16 protein-coding genes and 1 pseudogene are annotated in these 16,258 nt (G+C 53.5%); 4 read left to right on the top strand and 13 right to left on the bottom strand.

The features are described 5' to 3' along the window. Window positions 1–102: 102 nt before the first annotated feature. From RC74_RS22405 to RC74_RS20470, 7 genes are all read right to left on the bottom strand, one after another. Window positions 103–261: a hypothetical protein gene (locus RC74_RS22405; protein WP_156477534.1), complete on the bottom strand. Its 159-nt coding sequence runs from the start codon at window positions 259–261 to the stop codon at window positions 103–105. Window positions 262–349: 88 nt separating this feature from the next. After that, window positions 350–1,342 carry an endonuclease/exonuclease/phosphatase family protein gene (locus tag RC74_RS20495; RefSeq protein WP_039003296.1) on the bottom strand — a complete coding sequence of 331 codons (993 nt, stop codon included), beginning with the start codon at window positions 1,340–1,342 and terminating at the stop codon, window positions 350–352. Continuing rightward, window positions 1,339–2,385 (bottom strand): ABC transporter ATP-binding protein, encoded by a 1,047-nt coding sequence (locus RC74_RS20490; protein ID WP_039003295.1) that lies wholly within the window; start codon window positions 2,383–2,385, stop codon window positions 1,339–1,341. The genes RC74_RS20495 and RC74_RS20490 overlap by 4 nt, the downstream gene beginning before the upstream one ends. Window positions 2,386–2,395: 10 nt before the next feature. Beyond that, window positions 2,396–3,280, bottom strand: coding sequence for an ABC transporter permease subunit (locus RC74_RS20485; protein ID WP_039003294.1), 885 nt, complete (start codon window positions 3,278–3,280; stop codon window positions 2,396–2,398). Window positions 3,281–3,288: 8 nt separating this feature from the next. Beyond that, the gene (locus RC74_RS20480; protein ID WP_039003293.1) at window positions 3,289–4,170 is read right to left on the bottom strand and encodes an ABC transporter permease subunit; all 882 of its coding nucleotides are present in this window, start codon (window positions 4,168–4,170) and stop codon (window positions 3,289–3,291) included. A 64-nt stretch (window positions 4,171–4,234) separates the two neighbouring features. After that, complete coding sequence (locus RC74_RS20475; protein WP_039003292.1) at window positions 4,235–5,539, bottom strand: extracellular solute-binding protein; 1,305 nt, start codon at window positions 5,537–5,539, stop codon at window positions 4,235–4,237. Window positions 5,540–5,868: 329 nt separating this feature from the next. Then, window positions 5,869–7,125, bottom strand: coding sequence for a cytochrome-c peroxidase (locus RC74_RS20470; RefSeq protein ID WP_335339560.1), 1,257 nt, complete (start codon window positions 7,123–7,125; stop codon window positions 5,869–5,871). A 33-nt stretch (window positions 7,126–7,158) separates the two neighbouring features. Between RC74_RS20470 and RC74_RS20465 the strand changes: the two genes are divergently transcribed. Next, window positions 7,159–7,629 (top strand): tetratricopeptide repeat protein, encoded by a 471-nt coding sequence (locus RC74_RS20465; RefSeq protein WP_039003290.1) that lies wholly within the window; start codon window positions 7,159–7,161, stop codon window positions 7,627–7,629. A 53-nt stretch (window positions 7,630–7,682) separates the two neighbouring features. Here RC74_RS20465 and RC74_RS20460 read toward each other — a convergent pair whose 3' ends face one another. From RC74_RS20460 to RC74_RS20435, 6 genes are read right to left on the bottom strand one after another with little or no spacing between them, the layout of a single operon-like run. Beyond that, window positions 7,683–8,741, bottom strand: a complete 1,059-nt coding sequence (locus RC74_RS20460) for a TRAP transporter substrate-binding protein (RefSeq protein ID WP_039003289.1) — start codon at window positions 8,739–8,741, stop codon at window positions 7,683–7,685. Between the two features lie 26 nt (window positions 8,742–8,767). After that, window positions 8,768–10,057 carry a TRAP transporter large permease gene (locus tag RC74_RS20455; protein ID WP_039003288.1) on the bottom strand — a complete coding sequence of 430 codons (1,290 nt, stop codon included), beginning with the start codon at window positions 10,055–10,057 and terminating at the stop codon, window positions 8,768–8,770. Beyond that, window positions 10,057–10,647: a TRAP transporter small permease gene (locus tag RC74_RS20450; RefSeq protein WP_039003287.1), complete on the bottom strand. Its 591-nt coding sequence runs from the start codon at window positions 10,645–10,647 to the stop codon at window positions 10,057–10,059. Before RC74_RS20450 ends, RC74_RS20455 begins: the two co-directional genes overlap by 1 nt. 46 nt (window positions 10,648–10,693) lie before the next feature. Continuing rightward, window positions 10,694–11,197 (bottom strand): flavin reductase family protein, encoded by a 504-nt coding sequence (locus RC74_RS20445; RefSeq protein ID WP_039003286.1) that lies wholly within the window; start codon window positions 11,195–11,197, stop codon window positions 10,694–10,696. Continuing rightward, entirely contained in the window at window positions 11,197–12,087 is an 891-nt protein-coding gene (locus RC74_RS20440) for an aldo/keto reductase (RefSeq protein WP_039003285.1), read from the bottom strand. The genes RC74_RS20445 and RC74_RS20440 overlap by 1 nt, the downstream gene beginning before the upstream one ends. Then, window positions 12,087–13,241 carry an LLM class flavin-dependent oxidoreductase gene (locus RC74_RS20435; protein ID WP_039003306.1) on the bottom strand — a complete coding sequence of 385 codons (1,155 nt, stop codon included), beginning with the start codon at window positions 13,239–13,241 and terminating at the stop codon, window positions 12,087–12,089. The genes RC74_RS20440 and RC74_RS20435 overlap by 1 nt, the downstream gene beginning before the upstream one ends. Window positions 13,242–13,353: 112 nt before the next feature. Here RC74_RS20435 and RC74_RS20430 point away from each other — a divergent pair, with 112 nt between their 5' ends. The 3 genes and pseudogenes from RC74_RS20430 (at window position 13,354) to RC74_RS23820 (ending at window position 16,257) form a co-directional block, all read left to right on the top strand. Continuing rightward, on the top strand, window positions 13,354–14,064 hold the full coding sequence (locus tag RC74_RS20430) for a GntR family transcriptional regulator (protein ID WP_039003284.1): 711 nt from the start codon (window positions 13,354–13,356) through the stop codon (window positions 14,062–14,064). Between the two features lie 9 nt (window positions 14,065–14,073). After that, entirely contained in the window at window positions 14,074–15,198 is a 1,125-nt protein-coding gene (locus RC74_RS20425) for a Gfo/Idh/MocA family protein (protein WP_039003305.1), read from the top strand. A 49-nt stretch (window positions 15,199–15,247) separates the two neighbouring features. Beyond that, window positions 15,248–16,257: pseudogene (locus RC74_RS23820) on the top strand (YeiH family protein). Window position 16,258 lies beyond the last annotated feature (1 nt).

The following is a 16,258-nucleotide window of genomic DNA, read 5'->3' as shown; positions in this document are numbered from 1 at the left end:
AACATTTCCAAAACCTAGTTTCGTGCGTTTGGCACAAGTCTTGGCGCCTAGGGGACAATTCCTGTATCCAAACCGACATGGGGGCCGCGCGTTAAGGCAGGCCTATTTCCACAGCCGTAAACGAACGTAGGGAATACCGATGACGCCCGTGCTGGACTGCTCTATAATCTCAAACGCTTGGGGCGACAGCGCGTTGCCATACTGTGCGAACATAACCATGTTCGTATTTGGTGCTTTTGTCGGAGCATTTATAATAGGCATCTGTCGGACCCAGTTCACCTATCAAGTTGTGCTTCACATGAATCCAAGGAGTGTAATTGTCTTCAGGAGGTCCGGTTTAGTGCGGGTTTTATGAAACAGAGCACCATATCGCTTCGTGATCTGAGAGCGGTTTTCCTGTTTTCGATAGCGCGGGGATCATAGCGGTATCGATGCAAGATAATCCGCGCGTGCAAAACCAATCCAGTTTCATTTTCCGGTTTGGATGTGGTGTTATCAGGCTTGATCTGGTGGTCATTCCTGATGGTGTTGCGTCCCAAGTGTAGCCACGCGCCTCAGCCTTTGCGAATAGGGTTTCGTCTTTCCAGTCAAAATCGGGTGGCTGGTGATTGCCGGTATTAAGGTCCCCGCCGATAAGCACAGGCATATCAGGTGCAAAATCATCAATGGCATCAAGTATGTGCTCAAATTGCGTGGCACGATACCTCGCGTCCGCGTTGCTTTCCAAATGTGTCGAGACGACGCAGATCGTTCCGCCATCCCTAGGCAAAATCGCAGCGATTGCCATGCGTCCCCCAACGCGAGGCTGTTCTGGATCGGCGTTCAATTCATCGGAGGAAAACCAATGGCCATGGTCATCAAGACGGATAAGTTTTACTGCGATGAAGGGCACAGAACTTAAGATCGCATTGCCGTGCCAGCCGCACGCGTTGAAATTATCGCTGCAATAAGCCCGTTCCGTTGGTCCGCCCAAATCAAGCTCTTGGAATTCAACGCCAAATGCATATTGCATATTCAGCGCGTTCGCCATGACCTCAGTTGTATGTTGTTGCCCAGTCCGCGCCATGCCGTGATCGACCTCTGAAAGCAGCACGATATCGAGTTTTAAATCCGCCAGTAGCTCCGCATTTTCGAGTGGAAACAAACTACGTTCAACGTTCCATGCCACGGCTGAAATTTGCTTTGGCAAGGCCGTTTCGCAGGCGTCGCCCCCCACTTGAACGGTATTCATGCTGGGCAGCGATTGCAGTAATGCGCGGTGGGATTCTGCGGTGCGTGGCGCAGTCATGATGCTGGATTTTTGGTCTGCTGTGACGAGGGGAAGTTCTGCGACATAAGTCATGTCAGGCGTCCCCCTGTTATGGCATCAAACAGGGATACAGCGTTTGGTTTTAGGGACACCCGGAGCGACCCGACGCTGATGATGTTATCTTTATCGACGTGAATGCTGATGTCTTGACCCGCAAGAGTGCCGTGCAAAAGGCGATGCGCACCAAGTTCCTCGACAAGGGTAACGTCGATTGTGATATCCCCATTTTCATCCGGAACGATATCTTCTGGGCGAATGCCGATGGTTACCTTTCCGGAGGTGGGCAGATCATGCGCTGCGATCGGTTCGTCACCGACACGCAATTGCCCGTCCCGCGCGACGCCTACCATCAAATTCATCGGTGGAGCGCCCATGAACGACGCCACGAACGTGGTTTCAGGCCTGTTGTAAACCTCGGTTGGCGTGCCGATTTGCTCAATCCGCCCTTCGTTCATCACAATAATGCGGTCCGCCATTGTCATGGCCTCGACCTGATCATGGGTCACATAAACAGCGGTCACACCAAGGCGACGTTGGAGGGCTTTGATCTCAATACGCATTTGTGTGCGCAGTTTGGCATCTAGATTCGAGAGGGGTTCGTCGAATAAAAATAGGGCGGGGTCACGCACAATCGCACGGCCCATGGCAACACGTTGACGTTGCCCGCCTGAAAGCTGGCTTGGCTTGCGGTCGAGGTAATCATCAAGGTTCAGCATCGCTGAGGCCTCGCGTATTTTGCGGTCAATCTCCGCCTTGGCAATCTTGCGGTTTTTCAATCCGTAACCGATGTTATTGCGCACGTTCATATGCGGATACAGCGCGTAGTTTTGGAAAACCATCGCAATATCGCGGTCGGCTGGATCGAGGTCATTCACCTGCCGAGTGCCGATGTTCAAACCTCCGCTAGAGATATCTTCTAGACCTGCGATCATACGCAGCATTGTCGATTTCCCGCATCCCGACGGGCCAACAAGAACAACAAATTCGCCATCCGGAATATCGAAACTTGCGGGATGTACGGCAGTAAAGCCGTTGGAGTAGACCTTAGAGATCTGGGACAGTGTGACCTGAGCCATGAGATTTTCCTTATTTATCCGATTCCGTCAAACCTTTGACGAACCAGCTTTGGAAGAAGATGACGATTAAAACGGGGGGCAAAATGGCGATAAGGGCCAGCATATTTGCGCGTCCGTATTCGGGCAGACTGGTGCCCTCGAGAGATTGTCTGATTTGCTTGATGCCGCGCACGAGGGTGAACATATCTTCATCCGTGGTGATCATCGTAGGCCACAAATATTGGTTCCAGCCATAGACGAACATGATGATGAACATCGCGGCAATCATCGTTCGGGAAAGCGGCACCAAAATATCAATGAAGAATTTGAACGGTCCAGCGCCGTCAATGCGGGCGGCTTCGACCAGCTCTTCGGGGATGGATCGGAAGTATTGGCGGAAAAAGAAAGTCGCCGTGGCCGATGCAATGAGCGGGATGATAAGCCCCTGATACGTATTGAGCATGCCAAGTTGTTGTACGATCTCGTAGGACGGTAAAATACGCACCTCAAGCGGCAAAAGTAGCGTGGTGAAGATGATCCAGAACGCGAATGTCGCAAACCGCATACGGAAATAGACAATTGCATAGGCGGCCATCATGCCCAGCACAATTTTACCAGCCGCAAAGCCAAGCCCGAGGATCAACGAGTTCCAAAGCATCTGAACGCCAGTGTTCTCGCCTGAGAACCCGTCTGCCTCAAACATCGCTTTGCGAAAGTTTTCATCAAGTTGATCGCCAATGGCGAAGCTCGGCCCGTTTTTCATGTTAAAGAGGTCTGGCATGGTGCTCATTTGCAAAAGCATCAGGACTGGCAGGATCAAAAAGGCCGCGCCAAGGATGAGGATGCCGTGGTCAAAGACCAACGACAGTTTGATCCGTGCGCGGGGGGCGGATTGGGTCACTATTTCGGTGTTCATATCGGGCCTCATGTATAGTGAATGCGGCGTTCAACGAGCCGAAATTGAAAAACAGTCATCGCCAAAACAAGCACCATCAAGACAACAGATTGCGCCGATGATCCTCCAAGGTCGTTGCCTCGGAACCCATCCACATAAACCTTGTAGACAAGGGTCATCGGGTTGTTTCCTGGCTCGCCCTTCACCACCGTGTCGATGATGCCGAACGTGTCAAAAAGCGAATAGGTGATATTGGTGATCAACAGGAAAAACCCTGTTGGGGCCAGCAAAGGAAAGGTCACGTCCCAAAAGCGGCCAGCGGCGGATCGATTGTCGATCATCGCGGCCTCGCGCACAGATTTGGGGATGGATTGTAGCCCTGACAGGAAGAAAATAAAGTTGACGGGGATCTGCTTCCAGACGGAAATCAAAACCATCGCGAAGGCCGTGTCGTAATAATTTACGCCAAGGGCAAAATCCCAACCAAGGCTTTTGAAGAGATCGGAGATCGGCCCCCAGCTTTGGTTGAAAAGGATCAGCCCCATCACACCCGCAACAGGAGGCGCAACGGCGTAAACCCACATCAAAAGTGTGCGGTATGTCTTGGCCCCGCGCACAACCTTGTCGGCCTTTACCGCAAGCAGCAAAGCAATGCCAAGCGACAGGATGGTGACAAGTAGCGTGAAAGAAACTGTGAATATCGCAGCGCGCCCATAGGACGCGGAATTGAATAGCGATGCGTAGTTGGCAAACCCAACAAATGTTTCGCTAAATCCAAAGGGGTCTTGCAGATAGAATGACGAGCGCAGCGCATGGATGGCAGGCCAGTAGAAGAAAATGCCGATGATTGAGATCTGTGGCACGAGCAACAGGATCGGTAACCAACGGTTGGTGAAAGCAGCGCGTTTCATAGCGGGTCCTTGTGAATACGCTGATGGCCGCAGAGCGGCCATCAGGTCTTGGTATGAAAAGTGATTATTGCGCTTGAGTCTGGGCAAACTTGGCAAGCAACTCATTGCCCTCAAGTTCCATTGTCGCAAAGGCATCGTCTACCGATGTCTCGCCACCAAGGATGCGGCCGAATTCACGGTTCATCACGTCACGGATTTGCACATAGAACCCCATGCGATACCCTTTTGTGTTCTCACCAGCAGGCAAAGACAATTGCTTGATGCCGATTTCTGCAGCCGGTGCGCGATCATAATACCCATCCGCTTGTGCCATTTCATAGGCTGCGATTGTGATCGGCACATAACCGGTCTCTTGGTGCCACATGTATTGAACTTCTGGGGATGTCAGGAAGTCAAAGAACGCGGCCGTTGCTTGGTTCTCTTCGTCAGACTTGCCAGACATCGCAAACAAGGAAGCGCCGCCGATAAATGTTTGTTTTGGCTCTGTGGTTACAGATTCCCAATAGGGGAGATATGTTGCTGAGAATTCAAACGGCAGGTCCAATTTGGACAATCCACCAAAGGAGCCTGAAGACCCAAGCCAAATTGCAACTTTGCCTTCTTCGAACGGTGTTTGGTTGTCACCCCAACCCGCGCCGTACCAAGCATAATAGCCTGAATCCAACCAATCTTTCACATGTGACCAATGCATTTTGATTTCAGGGGAGTTGATCAAAATTTCTGTGTCTGAACCCGTATAGCCATTGTCATTTGTGGCGAACGGCAGGTCATGACGAGACATGAAGTTTTCCGCAAAAATCCAAGGCGAATGCGATTGCGCCAGCGGAATATACCCTGCTTCAACCAAAGCTGGAGCGGTCACTGTTTCGAATTCTTCCCATGTTTTTGGTGCGTCAACACCAGCGGCTTCCATGGCTTGCAGATTGTAATACATGATCGGGGAGGAAGAGTTGAACGGCATGCCGATCATCTTGTCGTCGCTATCCGCATAGAAGTAGCGCACACCAGAAATGTAGTCGTTAATATCGAAATCAACGCCATTCTCCGTCAGCAAATCCTGCACAGGGATCGTGGCACCCTTTGCGCCGATCACCGTTGCCGCGCCCGCATCGAACACTTGCAAAATGTTTGGCTGTTCACCTGCGCGGAAGGCCGCGATGCCCGCAGTCAGGGCCTCTTCGTAAGTGCCCTTAAAGGCTGGTGTGATCTGATAGTCAGACTGGCTTGCGTTAAAGTCAGTCGCGATTTGGTTCACCGTGTCACCAAGGGCGCCGCCCATAGCGTGCCACCAAGTGATTTCAGTTTGAGCAGCAACGCTGCTGGCCATCATGGATAGAGCGGCAGCAGAAAGGATTGAAACGCGGGTCATTAAGTATACTCCAGTCGAGTAAATGCCCAATTGGGCATAAGTGTTTTGATGGCGCAGCCGATTAGGACGCACGCCTGCGGTAAGCGGGCCATGGATCGGCCCGACGAATTTAGATTTAGAAAACAGGGTGATCCCTGCGATGCATGCGAAGCGCACTTGCTAGCTGATAGGGTAGTTTTGTAACGGCCATATGTCAGCGGGAAATAAGTCGCAGCTTTCTCGCTAAGATAAAAACCTTTGGAACGCACGGTTTCACGTCATTCCAACCTAAGCCTCTTGCTGAGATTTCCGTCGCCTACAAAGACGTCGTTAATCTGCAGGGAGCTACGCTAATCAAGCGGCAATCCACTAGGGACGGATTTCGGTATTCCAAAACGGGGATCGTTCAATGTTGTTCCCGTGAGGGCTTCCAAAAAAGCGACTATTTCAGTGATTTCGCTATCGCTGAGGGCAAGGGGCACGGTGTCGCGCACGCGTCGCTGGCGTTCCATTTCGCGTGTGTCGCTTTGAATGGCAAAATCGACCTGTGAAATCCATGCGGCGTCAGGCAAGACCAGCAAATCGCGGGCCCAAATAGGCTTCGCTTCAATGTGATGACGGACAATCCCCTCAAGCGTTGGGTATGCGCCATTGTGCCCGTAAGGCGCTGTCTTTTCGATATTTCTAAGCATGGGGGTGCGGAACCGATAGGCATCTTCTTGGCGGTCTGATTTCCCCATGCGGCCCACATCGCGCGGCATGGGATCAAAGCGGCGTGTGCGCCCAGGACCGAACGCAGGCAGGGCAAGCGCGTGGAATTTTTGATCCGTGAGGAGGGACCCTGCGTGGCAACTAGAGCACTGCGCTTTTCCAAAGAAGAGGGTCATTCCTGCTGTTTCAGTTGCGTTTAAGGCGGCGGTGTCTCCTTGAATATACTGGTCGTAAGGGCTGTCGAAACTTTGCCACTCGAGCCCCATAAATGCGGCCAAGGCGTTGGCTATCTCGACGATGGTAACCTGCTCTAGGGTGTCGATATGATCAAAGGCGTCAACGAATGCGGAACCATAGGCGGGTATGATGCGCACGCGTTTTGCAAGGATCGGCCAGCCTGCATCAATGCGGTCATGAACGGCACCTGTGACTTCGTTTTCGCTTGGATTTCCAGCCATTTCAAACTGCGCAGTCAGTGGAAAAACCGCTTGGGCGGCGAGGAGCGTTTCGAGCCCCTGCGGTAGCCATTCTTCGGCGGGGCTGTCAAAGCCGTTTGCGTATTTGTCGTCGATGGAGAGGCGCCCGTCGTGAAACATTGTGTGCAGGGATTTTGCGCCGAGGTTCCAGAGGGCAGGGGCGTTGCGTGGAATGCGTTTTTTAATCGCGCTGTCGCCGCTGCCTGCGGTGCGGTCAATGCCAAGCCCAACGCCGCCCTCGCCAATTCCAAGCGACAGGCCGTCGGACGTGCCAAATTTGGGATGATGACAGGTGGAACAGGCGATATTCCTGTTCCCTGACAGTATTTTATCGTAAAATAAAAGCTGACCAATTGCCGCCTGTTTCGCGTCAAAGACGATAAAGTCTTCGGGAGTGAGCGGCGCAGGAAGTTCGGCCAAAACGGGCTGTGAAACGCACAAAAGGAGAGCGACATGCGCCAGTTTGTTTTTGCGAGTTTGATTGCGGCTAGCCCCGCCTTTGGAGGGGTGGAAGAGGGCCGCGACTTTATGGAGGCCGATAACTATGCCGCTGCGATGGAGGAGTTTTTGCCCGCCGCGCGCAGTGGCAATGCCGACGCCGAGGAGCTTATTGGCGTCATGTACGCGCTTGGACTTGGGGTTGAGCAAGACGATGTGCGGGCGTTTGAATGGTATTTGCGCGCGTCCCTCAAGGGGCATCCCGGCGCGCAATCGGGGATCGGTTGGTATTACGAGGTGGGCCGTGGTGTGGCGGCACCTGACTTGGTTCGAGGCTATATGTGGTACACGCTTTCGGCCATCGGGGGAGACCCCGACGCGGCAATTTCTCTGGAAGAGATCGTGAAAAAGATGACGCAGGCGGAAATTGAGAAGGCGCATGTTTTGGTCAATGATTACAAGGGCTGGATGTACCCGTTTCGTTAGGTGGAAGTCTTAAAACGGAAAAAGGGCGCGGCTTGAACCGCGCCCTCTGTGCTTTAGTTTAGGTCGGCCGCGCGTGCGGCATTAACTTCAACTTCTGCTTCGGCAACAGCTGTGGTCAGAGCTTCAAAGATGACGTCGCCGCGTGTGACGTTGGCTTTGAACCAGTCGTAAACGGGAGCTGCAGACACTTTGAAGGCCTCTTTTTGCTCAGGCGTTGGCACATAAAGATCGCCACCACCCGCTACGAAATCCTCATAGGCTTGGATGGATTTACGCTTTGGTGACGCGAAAGTTGCCTGTTGCAAGGCATAGAAACCGTCAACCACAACGCGGCGCATATCTTCGGGCATTTCCATGAAGGTTTCGTTGGACATCCACCAGAGGGCACCCATGTAAGCGTGGCCGTCAAGTGTGAGGTATTGCAGGCCGGCGTCTGGGAATTTCATGCCCATGATGTCTGTGATGCCGTTTTTGGAGCCTTCAACGACGCCAGTTTGGAACGAGGTAAACAGTTCTGGCCATGGGATCGGAGTCGGAGACGCGCCCATTGCTTTCACGAGTTCCTGTGGAAGATCCGCGACAACGGTCCGGATTTTCAAGCCTTCCATATCTGCGGGTTCTGCCACACGGCGTTTCGTGTTGGCAAAGTTGCGCCAGCCGCCGGTGTTGCCGATGGTCATCAAGCGGATGGCATCGCCGGAATCCTCAAGCGCCATGTCGCGCATTGTGCGGGTGAAATCGCCCGACAAAACTTGCTCGGCGATACGGTCGTCGGCCATCAGGTAGGGTAGGTCCAAAACTTGCACATAAGGGAAGATGCCCGATGCGCCGCCCGAAGTGGAAATATAGATGTCGACGGTGCCGTCGGCCACGCCTTGCAAACATTCCGCACCGTTGGAGCAGAGCTGTGTACCGATAAAGAGTTCCACCTCGATCGCGCCATTGGAGGCCGCTTCGACGTAGTTTTTGAAGACAACCAGACCGTCATAGTCTTCGTCGTTTTCATTGGAGTTTGCTGTAGCACGGAGCTTATAGTCAGCGGCCGTCGCAGTGAGTGCGGTCCCTGCTAGAAGCGCCGAAAGCGCGAGGGTTGTTATGGTCTTAGTGAGCATCGTGTTTCCTCCCTGAATACTCGTGGTTAATTAGCAAATCCGGTTAGTCGTGGAATTGTCATGGAAATGGCGGGGATGTAGGTGATTAGGAAAATCACAACAACTTCGACCGCCAAAAATGGCAGAATGGCGCGGGCAATGGCTTCGACGCGTTCGCCAGAAACGGCGGATGCGACGAACAGGACCAAGCCCATCGGCGGGGTTGCAAGGCCAACGGTGAGGTTGACGGACATGATGATCGCAAAGTGAATGGGATCGACGCCAAGGCTGATGAAGATTGGCCCCAAAATTGGTCCAAGAATGATGATCGCGGGGCCCGCATCCAAGAACATGCCGACCACAAACAACAGAATGTTGATCAAGAACAACAGGATGAGCGGGTTTTCCGAAAGCGATAGGATGAACTGGGCGAGTTGCTCGGGGGCGTGGCTCAAGCTGACAACGGTTTTAAACGCCATAGCAGCCCCCACCAGTAACATCACAACCGAAGACGTGAGGCCCGCACGTGTTAGGATGTCGGGAATGTCTTTGAGGGTAAGGGTGCGTAGTACGAAAAAGCCGATGATCAACGCGTAAGCCACGGCGACGGCTGCCGCCTCTGTCGGCGTGAAAACCCCAACCAGAATCCCGCCCAGAATGATGACGGGTGTCATCAACGGGAAGAACGCCTTGAGAGAAGCTTGTCCGCGTTCGGGCCATGTGTATTTGCGGCTTGCAACGGGGAAATCGTATTTATCGGCCATGAATTTGACCATCAGCATCAGGCCAAGTCCCACCATAATGCCGGGAACTATCCCTGCAAGGAAGAGTGCCGCGACGCTTTCGCCCATCACATAGGCATAGATGATCATGATGCCAGACGGGGGGATGATCGGGCCTATCACCGAGGACGCGGCAGTGATTGCGGCGGCGAATTTACGGGAGTAGCCTTGTTTCTCCATCGCAGGGATTAACATCGATCCAAGTGCCGAGGTGTCCGCAACCGCGGAGCCAGAGAGGCCCGCGAACAGCATCGAGGACAGCACGTTCACATGGGCTAAGCCGCCGCGAAGGTGCCCCATGAGGGCCTGTGCGAATTCCACGAGGCGTATGGTAATACCGCCCTTGTTCATCAATTCACCCGCCAGCATAAAGAACGGGATCGCCATGAGAGGAAAGCTATCCATCCCATTGTAAACGTTGCGATAAAGGAGGGTTATGTCCTTTTCCTGTCCGTTCAGGAACAGAAGAATTCCGGGCGCCGCCAATAGGCCAAAAAACACCGGAAGGCCAACGAGAAGGAAGATGAGGAAGAGGGGGAGGAACCATATAAGCATTATTCGGACCCTCCGATGGATGCGGCTTCGATGATGGGAAGGCGATCTTCGCCCCCAAAGAGTTTAACGAGTGTACGCAAAATCAACTCGATATTGACGCTCAGCAGAAGGATCACCCCAACCAAAAGCGAGGCCATCATCCAAGAGCGTGGCACGCGCAGCCATTGGGTGAAATCAAACGACAGGGGCACGTAAAGTGAGGCCGTCGTGAACCGTCCGCCAAATCCTGTGACTTCGCCCCAGCCGATTTGAACCGCAACCACAAGAACGATAAATGACAGCGAAAGCAGGATAAGATTTATCACGCCCGCGATCGTACGGGGCAAGGAATACAACAACATGTCGATGGCCACAAAACCGCCACGGCGAAATGCCGTCGGAGCCATCAGGCCAGTCATCCACATCATGCAAAAGCGTGCGGCCTCATCGGGCCACGGCAGGGCGTTGTTCAAAATATACCGGAAAAAAACCTGAACCAGAATGGCGAGGACCATGAGGGCAATCGCGACCGCACCAATGGCGCGCCCGACTCGCAGGAGCGTCTCGTTCACGAGGCTTAATGGTGACACGAGCGTCAGTAATATATTCATCAGGCTCCCCCCTGTTGTTCCCCCGAAATGAGGGAACGCTCAAACCTTATGCGGCCTGAATCTTCCCATATTTTCCACCATAAAACGTCAACGGAGTCCCGTCTCGGAGTTCTACATTTTCAACTTGGCCGACAACGATGACATGATCCCCTCCAGGATGCGTGGCAACATGACGGCATTCAAAGCGCGCGAGGCAATTTTCAATTAACGGCACGCCGTGGCTGTTTGTCCGATGCTCTAGTGCCTCAAATGCGTGACCATTTTTGGCGAACCCTTCGCAAATGTGTTTGTCTTCGTCGCTCAGTATATGAATTGCAAAGTACTCGGCATTTGCGAAGTATTTATAACGACGCGATCCAATAGCAGGGGACCACAGAACCAATGCTGGGTCCAACGACAGCGACGAAAAACTGTTCGCTGTCATCCCGATAGGGCCGTCTTCTGAGGCAACGGTAACAACCGTAACCCCCGTCGAAAAACGTCCAAACGCATCGCGCAATTGACGGGCGTTGTCAGAGTCCGGTGTGAATTGGCGAGACGCAAACGCCATTACGCGACCTCACCGCCGATAGCTGCAGAATACAGGCGGAACCACGTTTGGCGATCCATCTTGACTTTGAGGGCATTCGACAACGCTGCGATCCGTTTGAGGTTATTTGTGCCCATGACAGGCAAGATTTTTGCCGGATGCGCCAGAAGCCATGCCACGGCAACCGCGGCGGTGTCGACATTATTTTCTTCTGCGATTTCAACTAGGTGCGCGCCGACTTCCGTTTCGGAAACCATCAATCCACCGCCACCCAAGGGCGACCACGCCATGACGCGCTGGTTGTTTTTCTGATGAAAGGCCATGTCGCCGTTCGTGAGGGACTCTGTCGCCGCCAAGGAGACTTCAATCTGGTTGGTGACCAGTTTTGTGTCCATACCGGATTGCAATAATTCCCAGTCCCACGGCTTGAAATTTGACACGCCGACGTCGCCAACCTTACCTGAGCGCACCACTGCGTCGAGCGCATTGCCTGTCTCAAAGTGGTCCATGAAAGGGTCGGGGCGGTGGATGAGCAAAAGATCGATGTGATCGGTCGCCATGTCACGCAATGAGTTTTCGACCGAGGCATTAATATGCGCCGCCGAAGTGTCGTAATGTTTGACCGTAGCATCCGCGTATCGGCCCATCGGCGCGACGATATCGCATTTGGTGACGATTTGCATTTGGGACCGGAGAGAGGGCGCTGCACGCAGGGCATTTCCCAGAACCGCTTCCGCTGTATAGCCGCCATAAATATCGGCCTGATCAAAGGTGGTGATGCCCTGTTCAAGGCAAGCGTTGATCTTGGCTTCGACGTGTTTGGCCGAGGTGTCTTTGTCGTCCGCAATCCGCCACATGCCATAGACAATGCGGCTTAAATTTAGTGTATCTGATAAAGCGACGCGTTCCATTAACGGCGAACTCCTGCTGCGAGAGGGGTGTTGGGGGCATGGCTCGGGACACGGCCATAGGCCTGTGGCAACGAGCAAGTTTTGAGGTGGGGCATCACAAGTTTGCCAAAATACTCGGCCTCTTCGATGTGCGGATATCCCGAGAAAATAAACGCGCGAATGCCCATTTTTTGATAGTCTTCGATCTTGCTAAGAACCTGATCCGCAGAGCCTACGAGCGCCGCGCCACAGCCTGAGCGCGCACGGCCCACGCCTGTCCAAAGATTGGGTTCGATATAGCCAAATTCATCCGCAAGTTCGCGGTTTTTGGCCTGATGTGAAACGCCGAGGGAGGTTGAATCCAACGCGCGTTCACGGATCATGCGACCATAGTCATCGTCGAGTTTTGACGTTATATATTCCGCGTATTCCTGTGCTTCTTTTTCGGTGTCGCGCACGATCATATGAACGCGCAGGCCGTAATCCAATGTGCGGTTATACTTTTCGGCAACGGCGTTCACGGCGCGCATCCGGCCCGCCAGCTCTTCCTGCTTTTCGGGCCACATTAGGTAAACGTCGCAATGCTGTCCGCAAAGTTCAAGCGCCGCAGGGGAATAGCCGCCAAAATACAGAAGAGGGCCGCCGGTTTGGTAGGGTTTGACAGGGTCCGTTGTAAGGCCTTTGAAGTTATAAACCTCGCCTTCGTAGTTGATTTCGTCCTGTGTCCACGCTTGCTTCAGAATCTCTACGACTTCGCGGGAGCGTTGATAGCGAAAGCCACTTTCGGCCTTTTCGCCGGGAAAATCGGAGCTGATGATATTAACGGTCAAGCGACCCTCAAGCATGTGGTCGAGCGTTGCGATCGTGCGCGCCAACATGATCGGCTGCACTTCGCCGCAGCGCACGGCCGCGAGGAGATTGATGTCTGTTGTGATGGGCGCACAGCCCGCGACAAACGAGAGCGTGTCTTGGCCAACCTGATAGGATGACGGACACAGAATATTGCGAAAACCTTGCTTTTCGGCGGTTTTGACGATGTCGCTGCAATGAGCCCAGCTAGAGCGCAAATCGCCGTCCGGAACCCCTAAAAATTGGTAGTCATCCGAGCAAAGTGCGGAAAACCAAGACACTTCTGCTGCTTCCAAGCTGGGCGATGTTATTGGAACAACACTCATATCAAATCTCCCGAAGTTCGCTTCATTTTTTGCTTGCATAGCACTGTCTTTGATATAGATCAATAGTGTATCAATTATTGTTGCGGCAGACTGTCGCATGCGGAGGAAGCTCATGGTCTCGTCGAATGAGAGCCCGAATGCACTGCCAATGTATGTTCAAATAAGCGAATTGCTTATTCGGGATATCAGTGCGGGACGGTTGATGGATGGAGAGCGTTTGCCGCCCGAGCGGGCCATGGCGGACTCGCTAAATACCTCGGTTGGGACGCTGCGAAAGGCCTTGGCGATTCTCATCAAAAAGAACCTTCTGGAAAGCGTTCAGGGGTCGGGGAATTATGTGCGGCATGGTGGCGAAGCCGATAGTGTTTATGCGATGTTTCGTCTTGAACTTCTCGAGGGGGGCGGGTTGCCGCGCGCTGATATTCTGGACATTCAAGCCATGGCAAAGCCTGTGGATTTGCCGAGATTTGGCACCTCCGACGCGGGAACGCGTATTCGCCGGTTACGGTATCTCAATAAAACGGTCGTCGCGATTGAGGAGATTTGGCTTGATCAAAATGCGGGGACTGTCCCCGCTGGAGTGCTCTCTGACTCTCTCTATCATTTTTACCAAAAACAGCTTGGGTTTTGGATTGCGCGGGCCGAAGATCGTGTGGGAATTCAAGATGTTCCAGATTGGTCTCCAGAGACTTTTGGAAAACCGGCAGGAGCGATTTCAGGGTATATCGAACGGCTGAGTTGGGCACAGGAACCCGAAGCCGTCGAGTTTTCACGCACGTGGTTTGACACAGATCGTGCACTCTATGTGCAGCGCATGAAGTGAGGAATGAATATGTCTAAGACTACCAATTACGGGCTCATCGGCTGTGGCATGATGGGGCAGGAGCATCTGCGCAATATCGCGCTATTGCCAAATACGCGTGTGGCGGCGATTTTTGAACCAGACGCGACCATGGCGCAAATTGCGGCAGGGTTTGCCCCGCAAGCGACGTTTTGTGCGAGTGTTGAAGAACTTCTTGCCATTTCGGAGCTTGATTGCTTGGTGATTGTGAGCCCGAACTTTATGCATCTTGAGCAACTTGAGCAACTTGAGGTGATTGCGCAAACGCGCCCGCTGCCCATTTTGGTTGAAAAACCCCTGTTTACCGATCCTGAAACGCTTTCGCAGGTCCTTGCCTTTCAGGCGTCCTATCCCGCACCTGTTTGGGTGGCGATGGAATATCGATATATGCCGCCGATTGCGGCGCTTTGCCAAGAGGTTGAGCGCGCGACGGGAGGGATCAAAATGCTTTCGATCCGCGAACACCGCTTTCCGTTCTTGGAAAAGGTCAACGACTGGAACCGATTTAACGCTAAATCTGGCGGCACATTCGTGGAGAAATGCTGCCATTTCTTTGACTTGATGCGCCTTTTAACGGGTTCCGAGCCGACACGCATTATGGCGAGTGCAGGCCAAGACGTGAACCACCTTGATGAATCCTACGACGGAAAACCGTCCGATATTCTAGACAATGGCTATGTCATCGTGGATTTCGAAAACGGGATGCGCGCGATGTTGGAACTTTGCATGTTCGCCGAAGGATCGCGCTATCAAGAGGAAGTTAGCGTGGTTGGGCCAGATGGAAAAATTGAGGCGCTGGTGCCTGGCCCCGGTCGCTTTTGGCCTGAGCATTTGGGCGAGGCTCCTATCCCTCAATTGATCGTCAGCCCGCGTGCGCCTAAAGGCCCTGAGGCCCGCGAAATCCCCGTCGATCCGCGCCTGCTTGAAGCGGGCGATCACAATGGCGCCACCTATTATCAGCACGAAGGGTTTCTGGCTTTGGTGCGCGGAGAGCGTGCGACGCCTGAAGTTGGGCTTGAGGATGGCTGGAAGGCTGTTGCAATGGGAATGGCCGCCCAATTGAGTGCGACTTCGGGGCAAACGGTGCTGTGGTCCGAGTTTATCGCACCGAAATAGTCAAGCCGTCCGCGCGTCACTGCCCTCCCAATATCGTTGGAATTATCCCATGCCCAAATCTTCCGCCGCACCCCTTGAAAAATCCTCATTCGGCGTTCTGGCACCTGGGGTGTTGCTAGCGGCGATGGTCGCCATGGCGGCGCAGTTTTTGTCTGATCACTACGGCGCGCCTGTGATGCTTATGGCAATTCTACTGGGCATGCCGCTTCAATTCCTCTCAGAAGACGAGCGCACCGCCCCCGGAATCCTTTTCGCCTCGCGGGTTGTTTTACGCATTGGTGTGGCTCTGTTGGGAATACGCGTCAGCGGCGAGATGCTGCAATTAATCGGCCCGCTCAATTTGGCGTTGATCGTTGGTAGCGTTATGGCGACGATTTTGTTGTCGGTCGCGTTGGCACCTTTGGTTGGCAAGGATCGCTTATTTGGCTTCTTGACGGGGGATCTGTGGCGATTTGTGGGGCGTCTGCGGCGATGGCTATTAGTTCGCTTTTGCCGGATCGTCCCGAAAGCGAACGCGACCTTTCGTTCGCAGTGATCTCGGTCACGCTTCTGTCCACTCTCGCGATGATTTTCTATCCGATCTTGGCGGAAGTCCTTGGCTTGGACGCAAAGTCCTCAGGGTTGTTTTTGGGCGGAACGATCCACGATGTGGCGCAGGTCGTTGGGGCAGGGTACTCGATTTCTGATGAGGTTGGGGACATTTCAACCGTCGTCAAATTGTTCCGCGTCGCACTCTTAGCACCCGTTGTATTCTTTGGGGCACTCGTTTTGCGGCATTCCGTTCCCGCAGGGGCAAAACGACCACCGCTGTTGCCGTTATTTGTCTTGGGGTTCTTGGCCCTCGCGGTTGCAAATTCCTTTCACCTCATTCCCGATGTTGTGAAAACCCCCGCTGACACGGTCTCGCGCGCTATGCTCGTGACGGCGGTCGCGGGGGTTGGAATGAAAACCTCGGTGGTGCAACTCAAAAGCGTTGGCGCAAAGGCGATGTTAATCATCGTCGCTCAAACCACGTTCCTTGCGGCGTTTGTGTTGGGGGGGATCGCCCTTTTGGGGTGAA

It is taken from the genome of Falsihalocynthiibacter arcticus (assembly GCF_000812665.2).
Lineage (GTDB): Bacteria > Pseudomonadota > Alphaproteobacteria > Rhodobacterales > Rhodobacteraceae > Falsihalocynthiibacter > Falsihalocynthiibacter arcticus.
The sequence above is the reverse complement of the archived record's forward strand: the minus strand, read 5'-3'. Positions and strand labels throughout refer to the sequence as shown.